This window comes from Bartonella sp. AP280QHHD (genome assembly GCF_042196125.1).
Classification (GTDB): domain Bacteria; phylum Pseudomonadota; class Alphaproteobacteria; order Rhizobiales; family Rhizobiaceae; genus Bartonella.
On sequence record NZ_JBHIPQ010000056.1, the window covers coordinates 33659 to 55626 of the forward strand.

Genomic DNA, 21968 nt, shown 5'->3' on the forward strand with positions numbered 1-21968 from the left:
AGAAATTGATAAAAGCTATATTTTTTATTCACGTTATAAAACTGAGAGATGATATTTGTACAGAAGTGCAATAATAGATGTTTAATATATGAGCATAAATTTATTATGGCTTTAGGCACGTGAGATGATTCATAGGGAGGGTTTCCTTTGTTCAGTAGTTTATCTATAAAACTAACTCCGCTTGTGATGTACAAGTGGATAAATTTTATTGATTCAACATAAGAGAGGTTTGCGCTATTAGGATCTTTCATACAATATAGAAATAGAAAAAAGATAAATTATTATTATAAATTAATATGTTATTATATTTTAAGAAAGTTTTTTATAAATAAAATATTTTCAGCAGTTATAGATTTTCTCTCTAAGAAAATGTGTTGTTTAATTAAGAAAAAAGCACTTCTTTAGTAGCGTATTTTTAAACTAAACTGTTTAGTTAAACGCTATGGAATATAAAATTTTTATTACAAAAGCGTATCACTATTATTTTGTAAACAAGGGCAGAAAATTGTTCATTAGCAAAAAGCTCTCTTAACAATTATGCAGAAATTTTAGACAATCAGTGGTTTTAATTCATTAAATGTTTCAATAATATCGTAGATGATTTTGTTTTTGTGTATCACACAAGGAAAACAGTAAAATTTATCTGATATTTTAGAGCTTCATGCATTGCAACACCTGTTGCAAAGGTTCTATAAGCTTAACATGAAGAGTAATAAATGTAAAAATTTTAATTAGTAAGTTTTTTAGAGTAGTATCAGAGTTTATTTTAATTAATATTGCAATATTGATTCGTTTGTGTAATCTTAGTTTAAATGCACAGAGGTGTTTTATGGATAGATTGCATCAAATACCAATGTGATGAAGAGGGGAAATGATATGAGTGTATAAAAATTAGAATGGCTCGTCGTATTTTTTCTCTAAATTTGACTTTTTTTTTTATATTGAAGTAAAAATAGTAAAATTAATTGTTATTTCATTATAATTTAATAAATTAAGTTGGAATTATATTTAATATTTTTTTGAAGTTACTTAAGAGCGCGTTGAAAGGATTAACTTAATCATGTCGCATAAAAATGTTTATTCTGCTGTTTCAGTATTAGTTGGAGCCGCTGCCCTTTTTCTTATAGCTGGTATTTCTGCAAATGCGCAAACTTTATCACAAGGTTGGTACAAAGTTTGCAGTAAGCAGCATGATGTTGATATTTGTAATACAATGAATACTGTATTATCGAATACGGGACAACCTTTAACGGCTTTTAATCTTGTTGAAATAAAAGGGAAGCAAAATGAGAAACGTATAGGTATTCAAGTGCCGACAGGTCGTTTTTTGCCAGAAGGTGTTCACATTAAAATTGGTGACGAGTTCTCTAAAAAAATTCCTTATATTATTTGTAATGGACCAAGTTGTATTGCTAATGATGTCTTAGATGATAAGCTTATAGCAGCTATGAAAAGTGGTACAAAAATGGTTGTAACCACAGTTAATTTCCGTGGTTCAGCTAATCCTATTGAATTTTCTCTTAATGGGTTTACAGCAGCCTATACCGGTCCTGGTATGGAGGAAAAAGATTTCCAACAAGAACAAATAAAGCTGCAGCAAGCTATTCAATCAAAGCAAAAAGAAATTGAAGAGCGTATGCGGGCTGAGCAAGAAAAAGCGAAACAAAAGTAATAAAACCACACCATAAAAGTTGGTCAAAACGTTTTCTATAATTGTTTATTTGAACCGCCACAGTTTTCTGTGGCGGTTTTTTTTAATCCTTAATTTTTCGAAAGAATTCTGCGTTTCCACCAACCAATACGTTCAGTTTTGGAAGAATCATTAGGCGTTGATGAAATAACAACGGGTTGATTAATTGTTTCTTCAATTTGGGAAGGAGAGGTTTCGATAACTTTCTCCATCTCGATTACAGTTTCTTGCTCTAATATTTTTTGTATTTGCGTTGTCTCTTTAGAAGATGATTTTTTACGTGTTCCACGTGTTGATTTTTTACTCTTTTCAAGAGCTTTATCTTCTACCTCATGAATAGCTTTGTCTGCTTTTTTTGTTTTAGTTTTACGCACCGGACTGGTTGTAGGTTTTTTTTCAAGAGATTTTTGTTCTGCAATATTTTGATCATTCTCTAAAGAAAGTTGATTTTCTACTACTTTTGAAGAACGTGTTTTACGTTTTTTAGGTTTAATACTTGTATCATTTTTTTCAGATTCACTCTGTTGTTGTATATCTAGAGCTTGTGTATTATTTTTTGTTTCTTCAAGTTCAAAAGATTTAACAGGTGAAACACGACGTTTGCGATGCGCTGCTTTAATTTCTGCTAAAGCTTGCTTAGCAAAATCTCCTACTGGTTCTGCATAAGGAACGCGAATCTGATGAAAATTATTATCTTGATTGCGTCGACCACCACGACGTCCTCGACGACGTCCTCGACGATAAGAATCATCATTTAAGGTATCTTCTTTTTTATGAACGTTGGAGAGAGAATGATCAGTAATTTCACCGTGACGATTTTTGCGCCGACGCTTTTGGTTTGTTTCAATGGGAGAAGGATTTTCAATAGATTCACTTTTTATGAAAACAGAATCTTCAATTTCTTGCTTATTGTCATCTTCCAATGAAGATTGAGAAATTCTCTCTGCTATTGAGCCTTTAGAAATAACAAGATGTTGTGTTCCAATACTATCATCTGCTTCAATACTAATATTAAGTTTAAAGCGAGCTTCTAAATTAACAAGAATATTGCGTTTATGATTTAATACATAAAGCGCTGTTGCTACGGGGGTGCGCACGATAATATTATGTTGCGAATTATGAAGAAGATATTCTTCAATTGAGCGCATGACATGTAACGCAATTGATGATTCAGAACGTATATTTCCTGTTCCTGCGCAATGTGGGCAGGGCTGTGTCGTACTTTCTAAAACCGATATGCGAATACGTTGACGACTCATTTCTAAAAGGCCGAAGTGTGAAATATGACCTACTTGAATACGAGCACGATCGTTTTTTAAACAATCTTTTAATTTTTTTTCGACCAGCTTCACATTGCGTTCTTCAAGCATATCAATAAAATCAATCACAATTAAACCAGCAAGGTCACGCAAGCGTAATTGCCGCGCTACTTCTTCAGCAGCTTCAAGGTTAGTTTGTAAGGCTGTCTTTTCGACAGAGAATTCTTTCGTAGAGCGGCCAGAATTTACGTCAATAGCAACAAGTGCTTCTGTTTGATTAATAACAAGATAACCACCAGATTTTAAAGAAACCTGTGGTTGCAACATTTTATCAAGTTGAATTTCAATATTATTTCTTGCAAAAATGGGCGTAGGATCACGGTAAGGTTGCACAACTTTTGCATGACTTGGCATGAGCATACGCATAAAGTCTTTCGCTTCACGATATCCTTGGTCTCCAGAGACAAGAATTTCACTAATGTTCTTATTATAAAGATCTCGTATAGAACGCTTGATGAGATTGCTTTCTTCATGGACAAGGCATGGCGCCGTTGACTCGAGTGTCAAAGTGCGAATAGTATCCCATAACCGCATAAGATATTCATAATCACGTTTAATTTCAGCTTTTGTTCTATTGGCACCAGCGGTTCGTAAGATAACGCCCATACCTTTTGGAACGGCTAATTCTTTTACGATTTCTTTAAGACGCTTACGGTCTTGTACGTTCGTAATTTTTCGTGAAATACCACCACCACGTGCTGTGTTGGGCATTAGAACAGAGTAACGACCAGCTAGAGATAGATATGTTGTAAGGGCAGCACCTTTATTACCACGCTCTTCTTTGATAACTTGTACCAACAAAATTTGACGTCGTTTAATGACTTCTTGAATTTTATACTGGCGCCCTTGTTTTCTTTGATAAATCGGGAGCTCTTCACGGATGTCCTCAGCACCGACCATTTCAATCTCATCATAAGAGATATTGGCATTTAATGCTTCTTCTGTATTATCAATTATTATCGCTTCAGATGTGATATCATTTTCAATATCGGCTGCTATAACATTGTTTTTTTCACTTTTTTTTGTTCTTCTGGAGCGTTTTTTATTTTTAGTTGCTTCTTCCGTAAAGGTATCTACAGAATTTTCTCCTACAGCTTCTTTTTCTTCTTCTTCAAGAAGAGCAAGGCGATCAGCAATAGGAATTTGATAATAATCAGGATGAATTTCAGAAAATGTTAAAAAACCATGTCGGTTTCCACCATATTCAACAAAAGCCGCTTGGAGAGACGGTTCTACACGCGTAATACGTGCGAGATAAATATTCCCCTTGAGCTGTTTTCTATGTTCTGATTCAAAATCAAGTTCTTCAATTTTGTTGCCGTGAACAACAACAACACGTGTTTCCTCCGGATGGGAGGCATCTATAAGCATTTTGTTTGACATAAGTTAATATCCTGAAGGCGACATGCACAATTTTATTCAAACGAATGCCATAACTATTCGTAAACATAAAAGGCTGTCTGCCATAAAAGGGAGGTACCAGAAAAACAGGACGAAACACCACGTGCAAAGGCATGACTGCATTTACACCATTTCTCATCATTATTTCCATCTGTTTTTTATGACTCATATTTTCTTAAAAGTCTCCGGTAAAATAATCTTTAAAACAGTTCGGATATCCGAACCAACGAATCTTAAGTAATGCAATCCTAATGTTACAACATAGAAATTTTTCATCCATAAAAAAGTCTCAACGCATAATAGACAAAAAACTTCTAAAGACAACTTAATATGAGTTACAGATAATTTAGATGACTATTATCAGCTAGGAAGCATAAATATTCTTTTATGTTGATATCATGCGTTTGGCAAGTAACAATGTAAATCATGTATAATTATAATATCTTTATGACCTTAATTTCGTTTTGAGGTGTTTATTTAGCTTTTATTGAAAAATAGATAATAAATTGGTGTATCGTTTTATGTAACCAAGATAAATTATTACAAAGGTAATGTAGAGTATTTTGCTTATGATAAGAGTTTTTTTTTACCAAAAAGCTGAAAACAGCTTATGGGGATGTTATTGTGCTCGTCACATACTTTTTATTATCTTTTTTGCTACTCCAAACTAGTGTTCAAGCCGCAGATCCTCTGAGACTTATTAATTTTCGAACCATTGGTGATAGTATTCATACGCGTATTATTGCGGTTTTTAATTCAAAACCAAATGTTCGTTTACAGATTTTTGACAGGCCCGCACGTTTGGTTATCAATTTACCTACAATTGACTTTTCGATGCAAAATACGCCTTTAAAGAAACGGAATACATTATCCGTTATGCTTTCAGATGTGCGTTATGCTTTCTCTGACATACAGACTTCACGCATTATTTTGACAAGTAAAACGGCTTTTGTGGTTGAAAAAAATGTCGTAAAAAAATTAAATAATGGTTTATGGCAGTTGCTGATTGATATTCGTAAAAGTACACAAGAAAAATTTGATGAGATATTAAAAAAACAGCAAAGAAGCAATTTTGATACAAAAACACAGTTAATGCCAGCATATAATTTCCGTGTTGTTCTTGATCCTGGTCATGGTGGTATTGATGGCGGTGCACGGGGTGTTACTGGAATTTTAGAAAAAGATGTGACTTTAGACTTTGCGCGTGCATTGCAAGACGAATTACAAAAGGATTCTCATATTACCGTTGCTTTAACACGAGATTCCAATATTTTTTTAAGACTAAGTGAAAGAGTTAAAAAAGCGCAAGAGTTTGATGCTGATCTTTTTATATCTATTCACGCAGATACGATTGATCTACATTCTCTTCGCGGTGCCACAGTGTATACCATATCAGATAAAGCCTCTGATGCCATTGCAAAATCTTTAGCTGAAAATGAAAATAAAGTTGATTTGCTTGATGGTTTGCCTGCAGATGAAACGCTCGAAGTTACAGATATTTTGATGGATCTTACACGACGTGAAACACATACATTTTCGGTTAATTTTGCAAATAGTGTTATTTCAAGTTTATCAAAGAATCATATTAACTTGATTAATAACCCACATCGGTATGCTAATTTTCAAGTTTTAAGAGCTTCAGATATACCCTCAGTCTTGATAGAGATAGGTTATTTATCCAATAAAGAGGATGAAAAGTTATTAAATGATCCTCATTGGAGAAAACAAATGGCAGCCTCTATTGCTCATTCTATTCGTCAATTTGCTGATTATAGGCAGAAAATGATACAGCCTCTTTAAATTTATGAGAAAATAGAGTATCAATATGGGCTTCTAGTGTACCCTAGTATAAATAAAAGATAGAAAACAATTTCTCTTGATCTCAATCTTGTGGTGATATCCACTTGGTGTGTTTGAAGTAACGTATTTTTTCTTTAATTAATTCTTAAGAAAGCGATAGCCGTTTTTATGATGATTTTTTTAAGATATCTTCTTCGTTTTTTTATTGCTATTGGACTTTATGGTGCAATAACGTGGGGTGTTATGACCAGTGGTCAAGCAAATGCACTCCCTGATTATGAAGTTCTTTCACTTTATGAGCCGCCGGTAATGACCCGTGTCCATGCTTCTGATGGCCGTCTTATGGCAGAGTTTGCAACAAAACATCGCCTCTATTTACCGATTCAATCAATACCAAAGCTTGTTATAAATGCTTTCATTTCGGCTGAAGACAAAAACTTTTATCATCATTTTGGTTTAGATCCTGAAGGACTTTCTCGAGCTTTGATCAATAATATTCGTAATATTGGTTCTGGAAGACGTCCAGAGGGTGCATCAACTATAACGCAACAAGTCGCTAAAAACTTCCTTTTAAGTTCAGAAACAACGTTAGAACGTAAATTTAAGGAAGCTATTTTAGCAATGCGTATTGAGAAAACTTATTCAAAAGATCATATTCTCGAACTTTATCTCAATGAAATTTATCTGGGTCGTGGCACTTATGGCATAGCTGCTGCTTCATTGACCTATTTCAATAAATCCGTCAATGACCTGACGCTAGAACAATGTGCTTATTTGGCTGCTCTTCCAAAAGGACCAGCAAATTATGATCCATTTAAGAATACACAACGTGCTATTGATCGGCGTAATTGGGTTATAGACCGGATGATTGCAAATGGATATGTAACGCGTGAACAAGGTGAAAAAGCGAAAGCTAAACCTTTAGGAGCGACAATACGTGGGAGTGATAGCTATGTTTTTGCGGCTGATTATTTTACTGAAGAAGTACGGCGTCGTTTAATACATCGCTATGGGGCTAAAACACTTTATGAAGGTGGGCTTTCCATTCGTACAACGCTTGATCCGCATTTACAACTTATTGCGCGACGTGCTTTGCACGATGGATTAATTAGATTTGATCATGCGCAAGGATGGCGTGGAGCTTATGCGCATATTGATGAGAAAGGTGATTGGGGGACAGAACTTGCAGATATCACAGGGCTAAGTGATGTTCCTGAATGGCGTTTAGCTGTTGTTCTTTCTACTAATCTCAATAAAGTAGAGATTGGTTTACAGCCACAGCGCGAAGCTTCAGGTATATTATCAAAAAAACGGGAAATTGCTGTTTTATCTGAAGCTGATTCAAAATGGGCACTCCATGTTGTAAAAGAAAATGGTTATCGAAAAACTGTTCAGAGCTTATCTCATGTTCTGCAAGTTGGGGATGTCATTTTTGTTGAAAAACTATCTAATACAAACAACACTTATCGTTTACAACAAATTCCAAAGGTTGAAGGTGCAATTGTTGCTATGGAACCTCATACAGGGCGCGTTCTTGCTATGGTGGGAGGATTTTCTTTTGCCGCATCTGAATTCAATCGTGCAACCCAAGCTTATCGCCAACCGGGGTCTGCTTTTAAGCCTTTTGTTTATGCAGCAGCTCTTGATAACGGATATACACCAGCATCCGTTGTTTTAGATGGCCCCATTGAAGTTCGTCAATATAATGGTGAAGTTTGGCAACCCAAAAATTATGGGGGTACCTTTGCAGGACCTTCAACGTTGCGTTATGGTATTGAGCGTTCTCGTAATCTTATGACAATACGGCTTGCCAATGATATGGGAATGCCTCTTGTCGCTGAATATGCAGAACGCTTTGGGATCGTAGATAAATTGCAGCCTTATCTTCCCATGGCTTTAGGGGCTGGCGAAACAACAGTATTACGAATGGTTACAGCTTATTCCGTTATTGCCAATGGCGGACGCTCTATTAAACCTTCTCTGATAGACAGAATTCAAGATCGTTATGGGAAGACAATTTATCGTCATGATGATCGTATTTGCGAAAATTGTAATACGAATTCATGGAATAATCAAAGTGAACCCACATTGATTGATGAGCGAGATCAAGTTCTTGACCCTATGACGGCTTATCAAATTACATCGATGATGGAAGGGGTTGTTCAGCGTGGTACTGCGGCACGTTTACGTTATCTTAATCGACATATTGCCGCTAAAACAGGAACAACCAATGACTCTAAGGATGTCTGGTTTATGGGATTTACTCCTGACATTGTCGTTGGTATTTTTGTCGGTTATGATCAACCAGCTCCGTTAGGATATAATGGAACAGGAAGTTCATTAGCTGCACCTATTTTTGGTGATTTTATGGCAGATGCTCTTAAAGGGAAGCCAGATGTTCCCTTTAAGATGCCAAAAGGTATGATTTTAATGCCAATTAATCGGAAAACAGGAATGCTTGCCGAAAGAGGAGATCAAGATGTCATTATAGAAGCATTTAAACCAGGGACTGGGCCTGCTGATATATATCAAGTTATTGGGAGTACAAATTCTTTTCAAGAAGGTGTTCCTGCAGTAACGACTTCTCCACAAGTCAACAAAGCACTTGAAAGTGGGACAGGTGGGCTGTATTAATCGACAAAATCTCCTTTTGCCATGAGTCATGGTTTTTATCTCTTTTTTACAATGTCGGTTCTATAAATAGAGTGATAGAACTGTACCATTTTCTGATAGCAGCTATTAAATTTGTATAAAATGCTAAGAGACACAACCAAAAAGAGTTTTTAAAAATACGGTGTTAAATTATGCGAGCAGAAATAGAAACATTAGTTGATGAAATCCAGAAAGCAATACAATTGCTAAGGGGGCATCTTTGACTGGGATCAATCACTAAAGCGTCTTGAATATCTTAATCAAAAAGCGGAAGATCCATCATTATGGGATGATGCACAACGAGCACAGGATATGATGCGTGAGCGTCAACGTCTTGATGATTCAATCAATGGTCTTTTATCATTTACAAAAACACTTGAAGAATGCATTGAGCTTATTGCGATGGGCGAAGAAGAAAGTGATGTGGAAATTATCGCTGATGCAGAAAGATCAATACGTAATCTTAAAAATGAGATAGATAAAAGGCAAATTGACGTACTTCTTTCAGGAGAGGCAGATCCGAATGATACCTATTTAGAAGTTCATGCTGGAGCAGGGGGAACAGAAAGCCAAGATTGGGCTTCTATGCTCTTACGTATGTATATGCGATGGGCTGAACAGCATGAAATGAAGGTTGAAATTTTAGAAATTCATGATGGAGAAGAAGCAGGAATAAAGTCAGCGACTATTCTTGTAAAAGGGCATAATGCTTATGGAATGTTAAAAACAGAATCAGGCGTTCATCGCTTAGTACGGATTTCTCCATTTGATTCGAATGCAAAGCGCCATACTTCTTTTGCGAGCATTTGGGTCTATCCAGTTATTGATGACAATATTGAAGTTGATGTTTCAGAGGCAGATGTGCGTATTGATACATATCGTGCATCTGGAGCAGGAGGACAACATGTTAACACAACAGATTCTGCTGTTCGCATCACACATATAAAAACGGGTATTGTTGTTCAATGTCAAACAGAGCGTTCTCAACATAAAAATCGCGCTACGGCTTGGTCGATGTTGCGTGCACGGCTTTATGAAGAAGAGCTTAAAAAAAGAGAAGAAGAAACCAATGCTGCTGAATCTTCTAAAACAGAAATCGGATGGGGACATCAAATTAGATCTTATGTTCTTCAACCCTATCAGCTTGTCAAAGATTTGCGTACAGGAATTGAAAATACGGATCCACAATCCGTACTTAATGGTAATTTAGATGCATTTATAGAGGCAGCACTCGCACGGCGCATTTATGGACAAGACAAAAAAACTGAGGATATTCGTTAATTACATATCCTTCCTTCAAGCCATGTAGATTTTTTCTTAAGCTGTTCGTTTTATGGATGCTGTGATGTTATATAGCCTTTGATACTTTAAAGGTTTAAAGGGGGATTTTCTTGTTCCTTTCTTCAACTTTTTCTCACACGCTAATTCTGCTTATGATATTGCAAGTGATAGGAAGAATCTGAAATCAGAAAATTTTGCGATATTCGGGGGACTAATATAAATGTAAAACAATTCATTATCCTTATAAATCAATATATTGTAAAAATTGAATCCGTTGAAAAACTAAAATCAATTAGGGAGAATAACTTTTGCTTTTGAAGGTAAATCAAACACTCAATTTACAAGTTACCATTATGATATAAAAGTGTTGCAGTAGCTAAAACATTTTCAGCATGCCCAGATACGCTTACTTTGCGCCATTCTTCTACTATTATTCCATTTGCATCAATTAAAAAAGTGCTCCGTTCAACTCCCATATATTTGCGTCCATACATGCTTTTCTCAACCCAAACACCATAAGCTTCGAGGGTCGTTTTTTCTTCATCAGAAACCAAGATGACATCAAGTTCATGTTTTATTTTAAATTTATCATGTTTTTTTACATTATCTGGAGAGATTCCAATAACAGCAACACCGATTTCATCAAATTTCATCTTTAATTTTGTGAAATCAAGTGCTTCACTTGTGCAACCACTGGTGTCATCTTTTGGATAAAAATATAAAACAACAGGCTTTCCTTTAAAGTCAGAAAGACACACTGTCTCTCCTCCATCGCGCGGCAAAGTAAAATCAGGAGCAAGAGCACCTTTCATTGGTCTTGTCATTGTTTTCATCTTTCTTTTTTGTGTAACAGGTATAAAATATCAGAGTACACAGAAGAAAAGAACTATTCAACTCTCTAGAATTTTATCGTTTTGAAGAGACTTTTATTTCCCTAACAAAATTCGCCCTATCACAACGATTGAATTGAAAGAACAAGCTCGACGTGAACAACATAAACAAAACAGCAAAAGATTATACTGGTTTCATCACAACATGTTTTTTCTTACCAAAAGAAAGTTTAATGGTTCCTTCTGCACTGACATCCCTTTCAATAATAAGATGTGTTTCATCCTCAATAATTTGATCATTTACACGGACACCTCCACCTTGAACGTGTCGGCGTGCCTCACTATTCGATCTAGCGAGTCCTGCTTGTACTAAAAGAGTGAGCAATCCAACACCTTTTTTTAATTCTGAGGCATTAATTTCAACAGTTGGAAGATTTTCTCCCAGAGTTTTTTCTTCAAACGTCTTGCGAGCCGTTTCTGCTGCTGCATCAGCAAGAACACGTCCATGCAACATTGCTGTAATTTCTGTTGCAAGAATTTTTTTTGCTTCGTTAATTTCAGTTCCTTGTAATAGAGAAAGTTTAAGAATCTCATCCATCGGCAATGGAGTATAGAGCTTTAGAAATCGTGTTACATCAGCATCTTCTGTATTGCGCCAGTATTGCCAAAATTGATAAGGTGAAAGTTTATCCGCATTTAGCCATACAGCCCCATTCAATGATTTACCCATTTTGGCACCGGAAGAGGTTGTCAGCAATGGTGATGTTAACGCATATAATTGCGGTGTTCCTAAACGATGTCCTAATTCGATTCCGTTAATAATGTTGCCCCACTGATCAGAGCCCCCCATTTGCATACGCAACCCATAACGTTTATAAAGTTCAACAAAGTCATAAGCTTGCAGAATCATATAATTAAACTCTAAGAATGACAAAGAGTGCTCACGCTCAAGTCTGAGTCTGACAGAATCAAATGACAACATACGGTTGACAGAAAAATGCTTTCCTACATCACGCAAAAATTCTAAGTAGTTTAAATTGCATAACCATTCAGCATTATTCACAATACAAGCATCGGTTTCTCGGTCACCGAATGTCAAATAGTTAGCAAATACCTTTTTAATACCATCAATATTTGCAGCAATATCATCTTGTGTCAGAAGGCGTCGCGCTTCGTCTTTGAAAGAAGGATCACCAATCAATCCGGTTCCTCCACCCATTAAAGCAATGGGGCGATGACCCGTTTTTTGTAACCAATAAAGCATCATAATCTGAAGAAGACTTCCAGCATGTAAACTCGATGCTGTTGGGTCAAATCCAGTATAAGCGCTTACAGTTTCTTTTGAAAAAAGATCATCTAAGCCTTTTTCATCTGAAATTTGGTGGATAAAACCACGTTCGCTCATAATGTGTAAAAAATCAGATTTAAAGGCAAACACAGATTTAATTTCCTAATTTAAGAGTGCATTTATTGTATATAATAGGCGATTATATAACGAATTATTAATGCGTTATCTATCATAACTGACGCACACCTCACAAGAGAAAGAGACATATTGGTAGTATAAAGATAATAATACAGGTATTATTTCCTTTTTACGCTAAAAAAGAAACTTCTTAGTAATAGAAAAAAGGTGTTCTGTTATTCTCATTTCTATCCTGAAATAAAATTTAGAAAAATTTTAAATGCAGACTAAAAAAATTACTTTGTTATGATCAGAGACGATTTTTGCTAATTTTTTATAAATCTATCGTATTTTCCTAAGTTAGTGAAAGTATTTCAGGAGGAGGAGCGAGAAGTTCATTGGAGATATGGTTATCCAAATAGTGGGCACATCGTTCAATAAGTTTTTCATGACATCCACTGAAAAAGTGATTAGCCTCTTCCAATATTTCTTGTGTAATGATGATACCTTTTTGTGTTTTTAATTTATCGACAAGTATTTGAACATCTTTTGGAGGGGCAACTTTATCGATACCGCCATGAATGATAAGTCCAGAAGAGGGACAAGGTGCAAGAAATGAAAAGTCATAAACATTAGGCTGAGGGGCAACTGAGATAAATCCCTCAATTTCCGGTCGGCGCATTAAAAGCTGCATACCAATCCATGCTCCAAATGAGTATCCTGCTACCCAACAATTTTTAGAGTCTGGATGTTGTGTCTGCACCCAATCGAGAGCAGCAGCAGCATCTGAAAGTTCTCCTATTCCATAATCAAATTCACCCTGACTACGACCAATACCACGAAAGTTAAAACGTAAAGTTGTAAAGCCACGTTGTTGGAACATATAAAAGAGGTCATAGACAATTTTATGATTCATAGTTCCACCAAATTGGGGATGAGGATGCAAAATGATCGCAATGGGTGCATTTTTTTGTTGTGAAGGTTGATAACGCCCTTCGAGCCGACCCGCGGGACCGTTAAAAATAATTTCTGGCATAAAATGCTCCTTAATGCAATAAAAGGCTCTCTTTGACCCTGGTCGACTTTTACCATAGAATCTCTTAAATAATTATTAGATATTCTTTTTTTAGTGCACTTTTCAAGAAAAATGCGCTATTTTTTCAATCAATTCATAAGATTAATGATTGCGATGTAAAATGGTTATAAAACGCCGATATTTTGATCATAACGCAACAACACCGCTCAAAAAAGTGGCACGGATAGCGTTACTGGAATCTTTAGAGATATTTGGTAATCCATCATCGGTTCATAAGGAAGGGCGTGCCGCTAAAACTTTGTTGCAAAAGTCCCGTCGGCAAATCGCTGAAAATCTTAAAACAGATCCAGATCACGTGGTATTTACCTCTGGTGCGAGTGAAGCCGCAATGACTTTGTTAACACCTTTTTACAATATGGGGAAAGCAAAAGTTAAATTTTCTCATCTTTACCTTGGAGCGACTGAACATCCCTCTGTTGCAGAGGGAGGACGTTTTTCTAAAGAATTGATAAGCGTCATTGATGTTGATCAAGATGGGCTCATACAACAAGATAAATTAACATCACTCTTAACGGTTCACGATAAAACAAAAGGTTTACCTCTTGTTGCTATTCAAGCTGCAAATAGTGAAACGGGTGTTATTCAACCGTTAACAGAAATCGCCGCTATTGTTCGGGATTTAGGAGGCACTCTTATAGTTGATTTGACACAATATGTAGATAAAAATTTTGTGGATATTCATCAGTTAGGAGGAGACTTTTTTATACTGTCTGCCCATAAAATTGGCGGTCCTAAAGGAATTGGTGCTTTTGTTTCATGTGGTAATCTTCTCATGCCACACCCTCTTATTATTGGAGGAGGACAAGAAAAAGGTCTCCGTGGAGGAACAGAAGCATTGCCCCTTATTGCTGCTTTTGGGGCAGCAATGACTGATTGCTTCACACAGGAGGAAATAAAACAGTTAATATATTTACGCAATAAATTAGAAGCTGGACTACAAAAAATAAGTAAAAATGTTGAGATTTTTGGCAAAAGAGTTCAACGTTTGCCAAATACAACTTACTTTACCGTGAAAAATATAAAAGCTGAAACGATGCAAATTGCTTTTGATTTAGAAGGGTTTTCTTTATCATCCGGCTCTGCCTGTTCTTCGGGAAAAGTAAAACAAAGCAAAGTGTTGGAGGCAATGGGGTATCATGTTCCAAATGGTGCCATTCGCATTTCGCTAGGGCGTGGCACAACTTCTGAAGATATTGATGATTTTCTGTCGTTTTTTTCTCAAATTATAAGCAGGAAAAAAGGGGAAGATTTATCATCAGAAAGTTATAAAAATTAGAATTATTTTAAAAATAAAATAAGTTTGATTGAAATTTTTGCGCTTTACCTATAGCCTAGGAGATAACTTGCTTACTTTAATCTTGTAAAAAACAAGACTTTAGTTACCGGTTTTTGACGCCAAAAAATGGAGAAAATTTATGCCGGCAGTACAAGAAACGATACGCCAAGTACGTGAAATAGATGTTGACCAATATAAATATGGTTTTGAAACCAATATTGAAACCGATAAAGCTCCAAAAGGCTTAAATGAGGATATTATCAAATTTATTTCCGCTAAAAAAAATGAGCCTGAATGGATGCTAACATGGCGCTTAAAAGCTTACCGCCGTTGGCTGACAATGCAAGAGCCTCATTGGGCGCGTCTTGAATATCCTAAAATTGATTTTCAGGAGCTTTATTATTATGCTGCTCCAAAAAATCATACAGGACCAAAATCTTTGGATGAAGTGGATCCTGAGTTATTAGCAACGTACGAAAAACTTGGCATTCCCCTTAAAGAACAAGAGATTTTGGCAGGAGTAAGAAAACAGTCTGATCCCTCCACTTTTGATGACAGTATGTCTGTATCGGGGCAGGTGGCTGTTGATGCAGTCTTTGATTCTGTTTCTGTTGTAACAACATTCAAAAAAGAGCTGGCACGTGCTGGTGTGATTTTTTGTTCTATTTCAGAGGCGATTATTGAACATTCTGAGCTTATTAAAGAATATTTAGGAACAGTTGTACCTATAAGTGATAATTATTATGCGGCCTTAAATGCAGCTGTCTTTACAGATGGTTCATTTGTTTATATTCCTAAAGGGGTTCGTTGTCCTATGGAGCTTTCAACTTATTTTAGGATTAATGAACGCAACACTGGCCAATTTGAACGAACATTGATTATCGCCGCTGAAGATTCCTATGTTTCTTATCTTGAAGGGTGTACAGCACCCCAACGTGATGAAAACCAACTTCATGCTGCTGTTGTTGAGCTTATTGCCCTTGAAAATGCAGAGATTAAATATTCTACAGTACAAAACTGGTATCCTGGCGATAAAGATGGAAAGGGCGGTATTTATAATTTTGTGACGAAGCGTGGAGATTGTCGAGGTGATAGCTCTAAAATTTCATGGACACAAGTTGAGACTGGTTCTGCGATTACTTGGAAATATCCATCCTGCTTACTCCGTGGTAATAATGCGCGTGGAGAATTTTATTCTATTGCCGTTGCAAACGGTTATCAACAAATTGATTCCGGTACAAAAATGATTCATTTGGGAAAAAATACTTCCAGTCGCATTATTTCCAAAGGTATTTCTGCAGGTTTTTCAAATAACACGTATCGAGGACAAGTCACAGCGCATCGAAAAGCACAAAATGCGCGTAACTTTACGCAATGTGATAGTTTGTTAATCGGGAATGATTGTGGTGCGCATACAGTTCCTTATATTGAAGCAAAAAATGCAACAGCTCAGTTTGAACATGAAGCCACAACATCAAAAATTTCTGATGACCAACTTTTTTATGTTATGCAAAGAGGAATTCCCGAAGAAGAAGCTATCGCATTAATTGTAAATGGTTTTGTAAAAGAGGTCATTCAAAAACTTCCCATGGAATTTGCTGTCGAAGCACAAAAGCTTATTAGTATTAGCCTTGAAGGTAGTGTTGGATAATTTTATTTAATTAGATAAATAGAAGACTTTATGTAAAAAGGCTGTAACGGTAGCACATAATGCTAAAAATGACCTCTATGGTAATTACAAAAGTAGATGGATGCTAAGGTAAAATAATACGCATTGATATCTGAAAAACAGCCAAAACAGGATTAAATTATGTTAGAGATCAAAAATTTGCACGCCCGTATTGCTGAAACCGATACAGAAATTATTCGTGGTTTAAACTTGACAGTTCAAGATGGAGAAGTTGCCGCTATCATGGGACAAAATGGAGCCGGAAAATCAACTTTATCTTATTTGCTTGCTGGTCGTGATGATTATGAAATAACAGAAGGAGATATTCTCTATAATGGACAATCACTTTTAGAAATGGATCCAGCAGAACGTGCTGCATATGGTGTTTTTCTTGCATTTCAATATCCAATGGAAATACCAGGGGTAGCAACAATGGAATTTTTAAAAGTTGCGATGAATTCTCAACGCAAAGCGCGAGGTGACGAAGAACTTAAAATTCCTGAATTTATAAAATGTGTTAAAGAAGTTTCAGCCAAACTTGAAATAGATATGGATATGCTAAAGCGTCCATTAAATGTAGGTTTTTCAGGTGGAGAAAAAAAACGCGCTGAAATTTTACAAATGGCACTTCTTGAACCTACACTTTGCATTTTAGATGAAACGGATTCTGGCTTAGATATTGATGCACTAAAAATTGTTGCAGATGGTGTTAATAAACTTCGGGATTCAAAACGTTCATTTTTGGTGATTACCCATTATCAACGGCTGCTTAATTATATTATTCCTGATACGGTACATGTTCTTTATAAAGGACAAATTATCAAAAGCGGTGATAAATCCTTAGCGCTTTATTTAGAGGAAAATGGGTATGCTGATCTTATTAGGGAAGCGGTTTGAGGTTATTAAATATGAATGCACAGCAAAACTTGTTAGCGGTTGAAGAAAATATACTCAGTAATTTTAATCAGTATGTAAACCACTTACCTGGTGATAAAGCTGTACAGGAAATCCGCAAGAAAACTATTGAGCAGTTTCAAACGACACGGCTTCCTTCCCGTAAAATCGAAAGTTGGCATTATACCAATCTGCGTACCTTACTGAAGTCTATTAGCAATTTTTCAAAAGTTCAAGACAATCAATTGGTTGATGCATTGCTTTCAGAAAGTGCTGTTTTCTCCATAAACAATGGAAAAACATCGATAGAGTCAAAGGTAGACAACATTGCAGTAAAACGCCTTTCAGACGCATTAGAAGATAATTCTGTACAGATAAATCAAAACATTTCTGATGAAGATTTTATTGGACAGTTAAATACAGCTTTTGTTACAGATGGTTGGCTTTTTCACATCCCTGAAAATACAAAGTTAAATATCCCCATTGAATTACAAAATATACAAATGGGGGGACAATCTCATATTTTTTCGGATATAAAAGTTGATAAAAATAGTCAAGTTATGTTTATTGAACATCAGGTTGGCAATGATAAAGATACCTTTGTCAGTTCAATATTTTCATTAAATGTTGCTGCTGATAGTGATGTTACGTGGATTCTCATTCGCAATCGTGATTTTAATTCTACACAATTTGGTCGATTTTGTGCTGTTCTTGATCAAAGAGCGAAGTTATCACTTTATGTCATTAATATAGGGAGTCAATTAAATCGCCAAGAAATCGATATTGAATTACAGGGAGAAGAATCTGATTTTCAATTACGCGTCATAAATTTATTATCAGGACAAACACATAGTGATCTTACAATGACTGTTCGTCACGTGGAAGAAAAATCAACATCAACCGAAATTATACGCAATGTGGTTACAGATAAGGCTGTTGGTGTTTTCCAAGGAATAATACGTGTTTCTCAAAAAGCGCAAAAAACAGATGCACGCATGGCTTGTAATAGCCTTATTCTTTCAGATGATGCAGAATTTAATGCAAAGCCTGAACTGGAGATTTTTGCTGATGATGTTGCATGTGGTCATGGTGCAACAGTTGCTAATATTAATCATGATTATCTTTTTTATCTTATGACACGTGGTATCCCATTTAAAACGGCGCGAGCACTTTTGATTAAAGGATTTATCTCTGAGCTCATTGATGACATCAAGCAAGATAATATTCAAATCGTTTTGGAGAATATCATTAGTAAATGGCTTGAAAAAAATGTTTAAGGTAGAAAAAATGGAAAATAACGTACAAACATTTACTTATAATGTCGAAGAAATTCGGCGTGATTTTCCTATTTTGCACCATCAAGTTTATGGAAAGCGATTAGCATATCTTGATAGTAGTGCTTCTGCCCAAAAACCAATGTCAGTACTCAATGCAATGAATAATTATTATCACTATAGTTATGCTAATGTGCATAGGGGAATGTATTTTTTAGCCAATATAGCAACACAATCCTATGAAAATTCTCGTGAAACCGTTCGTGTTTTTCTAAATGCTCAAAAAGCTGAAGAAATTGTTTTTACGAAAAATGCAACAGAAGCTATTAATACTGTTGCTTATGGTTGGGCGATGCCAAAACTCAAGGAAGGTGATGAGATTGTTCTAACGATCATGGAACATCATTCAAATATTATTCCTTGGCATTTTCTCCGTGAACAAAAAGGTGTTAAACTTATTTTTGTTCCTGTCGATGAAAATGGTGTTCTGCACATTGAAGATTTCCAAAAGGCTTTAAGCGAAAAAACGCGGCTTGTTGCTATAACGCATATGTCCAATATATTAGGAACTGTGCCTCCTGTTAAAGAGATTATTAAACTAGCACATCAAAATTCTATTCCGGTTCTTGTTGATGGTTCTCAAGGAGCAGTACATTTAACCGTTGATGTGCAAGATCTCAATTGTGATTGGTATGTCTTTACAGGTCATAAGCTTTATGGACCCACTGGTATTGGTGTTTTGTATGGTAAAGAAGATAGGTTAGAAGAAATGCGTCCTTTTCAAGGGGGAGGGGAAATGATCGAGGAGGTAACAACCGATAAGGTTTTTTATAATGCTCCTCCTTACCGTTTTGAAGCAGGCACTCCTCCTATCGTTGAAGCTATTGGATTAACTGCGGCTATTGATTATATACAAGAGAAAGGTCGTAACACGATTCATGCCCATGAGAGGTCCCTTTTAGCTTATGCGCAGGAAAAACTTAAAATGGTTGAGTCATTGCGTATTTATGGTCATTCTCCCAATAAAGGAGCTATTATATCATTTATAATTGAAGGGATTCACGCCCATGATATCGCTATGTTTATTGATAGAAAAGGGGTTGCAATACGTGCGGGAACTCATTGTGCACAGCCTTTATTACAGCGCTTTGGTCTAACATCTATTTGCCGCGCATCGTTAGCCATGTATAACACTCAAGAGGATATAGATCAATTAGTAGAAGCATTGCAAGAAACAAGGACATTTTTTAATGGCTGAATCAATTGAAGAGCGTCATTCTACAGAATCCGTTGAAACTGTAAGCGAAAATAAAAAATCTTACATATCGGCAATTCCAGCAGACGAAATTGATCGTATGACAAATGATATTATTGCTGCTCTCAAAACAGTTTATGACCCAGAGATTCCTGCTGATATTTATGAGCTAGGACTGATTTATCGTATTGATATTGAAGATGATCGTTCAGTAAAAATTGAAATGACTCTTACAGCACCGGGATGTCCTGTTGCAGGTGAAATGCCGGGGTGGGTAGAAAATGCAGTCAGTGCAGTTGAAGGGGTTTCGTATGTTGAAGTCACTATGACTTTTGATCCACCATGGACACCTGATTGTATGTCAGAAGAAGCTCAAATTGCTGTCGGATGGTACTAAAAGTATTGTTAAGAGACTCTAATTTAGCCATTCATGAATAAGCTGTTTACTTTTCACAAGCATTTGAATTTAAGGACGATCGCATGAGTTATAATAAACAAAAACTAGAACTCATTTGGATTGGAAAAGAAAAACGCCCAAAACTAGAGCCTCGTATCTTATTAGAAGATCTTGAAAAATCTTATCACGCTTCGCATCAAATATCATCCCAAGATATTTTTGATAATAAACTTATTTTTGGTGACAATTTGCTCGCACTCAAAGCGCTTGAACAAGAATATATGGGGAAGGTAAAATGTATCTATATCGATCCGCCTTATAATACAGGTAATGCTTTTGAACATTATGAAGATGGTTTAGAGCATTCCATATGGCTAAGTCTTATGAGAGATAGGCTAGAATTGTTACATCATTTACTGGCGGATGATGGAAGTATCTGGATATCAATTGATGATGATGAACAAGCCTATCTTAAAGTGATGATGGATGAAATTTTTGGTCGCCAAAATTTCATCAACAATATTATTTGGCAAAAGAAATATGCTCCACAAAATGATACAAAATGGCTTTCTGATAATCATGATTTTATAATGGTTTATGCTAAAGATAAAACGATTTGGCGCCCTCAATTGCTTCCTCGTTCAAGCGATATGGATGCGCGCTATAAAAATCCTGATAATGATCCTCGCGGTCCTTGGAAATCAGATAATCTTTCAGTTAAGACTATGAATTTAAAAGATGTTTATGAAATTGTTACGCCTTCTGGGCGCAGTGTGATGCCTCCTGCTGGAACGAGTTGGCGCGTTAGTAAACAAAAATTTGCTAAGCTATTAGAAGATAATCGTGTTTGGTTTGGTCCAACAGGAAGTAATGTTCCTTCTATGAAACGTTTTTTATCAGAGGTAAAAAATGGTATGGTTTCAATGACCATTTGGCCTTATCAGGAAGTTGGCCATAATCAAGATGCAAAAAAAGAAGCCAAAGTCTTCAATTCTGATAGTGTCTTTACAACTCCTAAACCGGAACGTTTAATGGAACGCATTATTCAACTTGCCACTAATCCCGGTGATCTTGTACTGGATTCTTTTGCTGGTTCTGGCACAACCGGTGCTGTTGCCCATAAAATGGGAAGGAAGTGGATTATGATTGAACTTGGTGAGCATTGTCACACCCACATTATCCCTCGTTTAAAACAAGTCATTGATGGAACTGATCAAGGGGGAATTTCCAAAAGTGTCAATTGGCAAGGTGGCGGTGGATTCCGTTATTATCGCCTTGCACCTTCCCTGTTGCAAAAAGATCCATGGGGACAATGGATTATTAGTCGCGAATATAATGCTGCCATGCTATCAGAAGCCATGTGCAAACATATGGGATTTACCTACGCACCTGATGAAAATCATTATTGGATGCAAGGGTATTCAACCGAAACAGATTATATTTATGTCACAACGAGCGCCATGACCCATGAACAACTCTGTATAATGAGTGAAGAGGTAGGCTCTCATCGCACGTTGCTGATTTGTGGTACAGCCTTTGATACAAAATCAGCATCCTTTGAAAATCTGACACTCACTAAAATCCCCCGTGCAATATTAGAAAAATGCGAATGGGGAAGGGACGATTACAGTTTAAATGTAGCCAATCTTGAACCAGTGATTGTGGTAAAAGAAAACAGCAAAAATAAAGATATTGCGCAAGCAGAATTAGATCTATTTGAATAATATAT

Annotated in this window: 15 protein-coding genes; 11 read left to right on the top strand and 4 right to left on the bottom strand. The window is 36.1% G+C overall.

The genetic code is table 11. The annotated features are described in order from the left end of the window. Positions 1-1060: 1060 nt before the first annotated feature. Entirely contained in the window at positions 1061-1672 is a 612-nt protein-coding gene (locus ACFIMK_RS08935) for an invasion associated locus B family protein (RefSeq protein ID WP_273791265.1), read from the top strand. An 89-nt stretch (positions 1673-1761) separates the two neighbouring features. Here ACFIMK_RS08935 and ACFIMK_RS08940 read toward each other — a convergent pair whose 3' ends face one another. Next, a complete protein-coding gene (locus ACFIMK_RS08940; protein ID WP_375638393.1) occupies positions 1762-4392 on the bottom strand; it encodes a ribonuclease E/G in 2631 nt (876 codons plus the stop codon). Between the two features lie 642 nt (positions 4393-5034). On the opposite strand from ACFIMK_RS08940, the gene ACFIMK_RS08945 reads away from it, so the two are divergent. The 3 genes from ACFIMK_RS08945 to prfB all read left to right on the top strand — a co-directional run bounded on the left by ACFIMK_RS08945 (position 5035) and on the right by prfB (position 10143). Then, positions 5035-6210: an N-acetylmuramoyl-L-alanine amidase gene (locus tag ACFIMK_RS08945; RefSeq protein ID WP_375683654.1), complete on the top strand. Its 1176-nt coding sequence runs from the start codon at positions 5035-5037 to the stop codon at positions 6208-6210. Between the two features lie 168 nt (positions 6211-6378). Continuing rightward, positions 6379-8844 carry a penicillin-binding protein 1A gene (locus ACFIMK_RS08950; RefSeq protein ID WP_375628088.1) on the top strand — a complete coding sequence of 822 codons (2466 nt, stop codon included), beginning with the start codon at positions 6379-6381 and terminating at the stop codon, positions 8842-8844. Positions 8845-9014: 170 nt separating this feature from the next. After that, positions 9015-10143, top strand: a protein-coding gene (prfB, locus tag ACFIMK_RS08955) for a peptide chain release factor 2 (protein WP_375611893.1) whose coding sequence is annotated in 2 segments (ribosomal slippage) — positions 9015-9083 and positions 9085-10143 — 1128 coding nt in all. Because the reading frame shifts where the segments join, the coding sequence is not laid out codon by codon here. A gap of 338 nt (positions 10144-10481) precedes the next feature. Here prfB and ACFIMK_RS08960 read toward each other — a convergent pair. The 3 genes from ACFIMK_RS08960 to ACFIMK_RS08970 form a co-directional block, all read right to left on the bottom strand. After that, a complete protein-coding gene (locus ACFIMK_RS08960; protein WP_375611894.1) occupies positions 10482-10967 on the bottom strand; it encodes a peroxiredoxin in 486 nt (161 codons plus the stop codon). 190 nt (positions 10968-11157) lie between these two features. Beyond that, positions 11158-12411 (bottom strand): tyrosine--tRNA ligase, encoded by a 1254-nt coding sequence (gene tyrS, locus ACFIMK_RS08965; protein WP_375638395.1) that lies wholly within the window; start codon positions 12409-12411, stop codon positions 11158-11160. 322 nt (positions 12412-12733) lie between these two features. Next, complete coding sequence (locus ACFIMK_RS08970) at positions 12734-13414, bottom strand: alpha/beta hydrolase (protein ID WP_375613441.1); 681 nt, start codon at positions 13412-13414, stop codon at positions 12734-12736. 160 nt (positions 13415-13574) lie between these two features. On the opposite strand from ACFIMK_RS08970, the gene ACFIMK_RS08975 reads away from it, so the two are divergent. The 7 genes from ACFIMK_RS08975 to ACFIMK_RS09005 all read left to right on the top strand — a co-directional run bounded on the left by ACFIMK_RS08975 (position 13575) and on the right by ACFIMK_RS09005 (position 21963). Further along, a complete protein-coding gene (locus tag ACFIMK_RS08975) occupies positions 13575-14750 on the top strand; it encodes a cysteine desulfurase family protein (protein ID WP_375628096.1) in 1176 nt (391 codons plus the stop codon). Positions 14751-14889: 139 nt separating this feature from the next. After that, complete coding sequence (sufB, locus tag ACFIMK_RS08980) at positions 14890-16401, top strand: Fe-S cluster assembly protein SufB (protein ID WP_375613439.1); 1512 nt, start codon at positions 14890-14892, stop codon at positions 16399-16401. Positions 16402-16560: 159 nt separating this feature from the next. Then, positions 16561-17316 (top strand): Fe-S cluster assembly ATPase SufC, encoded by a 756-nt coding sequence (sufC, locus tag ACFIMK_RS08985; RefSeq protein WP_375613438.1) that lies wholly within the window; start codon positions 16561-16563, stop codon positions 17314-17316. A gap of 11 nt (positions 17317-17327) precedes the next feature. Further along, positions 17328-18590 (top strand): Fe-S cluster assembly protein SufD, encoded by a 1263-nt coding sequence (sufD, locus tag ACFIMK_RS08990; RefSeq protein WP_375611953.1) that lies wholly within the window; start codon positions 17328-17330, stop codon positions 18588-18590. A 10-nt stretch (positions 18591-18600) separates the two neighbouring features. Beyond that, entirely contained in the window at positions 18601-19845 is a 1245-nt protein-coding gene (locus ACFIMK_RS08995) for a cysteine desulfurase (RefSeq protein WP_375611900.1), read from the top strand. Next, positions 19838-20239 (top strand): SUF system Fe-S cluster assembly protein, encoded by a 402-nt coding sequence (locus ACFIMK_RS09000; RefSeq protein ID WP_273787976.1) that lies wholly within the window; start codon positions 19838-19840, stop codon positions 20237-20239. Before ACFIMK_RS08995 ends, ACFIMK_RS09000 begins: the two co-directional genes overlap by 8 nt. Before the next feature lie 83 nt (positions 20240-20322). Next, entirely contained in the window at positions 20323-21963 is a 1641-nt protein-coding gene (locus ACFIMK_RS09005) for a site-specific DNA-methyltransferase (RefSeq protein WP_375638396.1), read from the top strand. Positions 21964-21968 lie beyond the last annotated feature (5 nt).

Bases quoted from the DNA above. Each gene is read 5' to 3' on its own strand.
- ACFIMK_RS08935 (WP_273791265.1), top strand. From the start codon at position 1,061: ATGTCGCATAAAAATGTTTATTCTGCTGTTTCAGTATTAGTTGGAGCC.
- ACFIMK_RS08940 (WP_375638393.1), bottom strand. From the start codon at position 4,392: ATGTCAAACAAAATGCTTATAGATGCCTCCCATCCGGAGGAAACACGT.
- ACFIMK_RS08950 (WP_375628088.1), top strand. From the start codon at position 6,379: ATGATGATTTTTTTAAGATATCTTCTTCGTTTTTTTATTGCTATTGGA.
- ACFIMK_RS08960 (WP_375611894.1), bottom strand. From the start codon at position 10,967: ATGACAAGACCAATGAAAGGTGCTCTTGCTCCTGATTTTACTTTGCCG.
- ACFIMK_RS08970 (WP_375613441.1), bottom strand. From the start codon at position 13,414: ATGCCAGAAATTATTTTTAACGGTCCCGCGGGTCGGCTCGAAGGGCGT.
- ACFIMK_RS08975 (WP_375628096.1), top strand. From the start codon at position 13,575: ATGGTTATAAAACGCCGATATTTTGATCATAACGCAACAACACCGCTC.
- sufB (WP_375613439.1), top strand. From the start codon at position 14,890: ATGCCGGCAGTACAAGAAACGATACGCCAAGTACGTGAAATAGATGTT.
- sufC (WP_375613438.1), top strand. From the start codon at position 16,561: ATGTTAGAGATCAAAAATTTGCACGCCCGTATTGCTGAAACCGATACA.
- sufD (WP_375611953.1), top strand. From the start codon at position 17,328: ATGAATGCACAGCAAAACTTGTTAGCGGTTGAAGAAAATATACTCAGT.
- ACFIMK_RS08995 (WP_375611900.1), top strand. From the start codon at position 18,601: ATGGAAAATAACGTACAAACATTTACTTATAATGTCGAAGAAATTCGG.
- ACFIMK_RS09000 (WP_273787976.1), top strand. From the start codon at position 19,838: ATGGCTGAATCAATTGAAGAGCGTCATTCTACAGAATCCGTTGAAACT.
- ACFIMK_RS09005 (WP_375638396.1), top strand. From the start codon at position 20,323: ATGAGTTATAATAAACAAAAACTAGAACTCATTTGGATTGGAAAAGAA.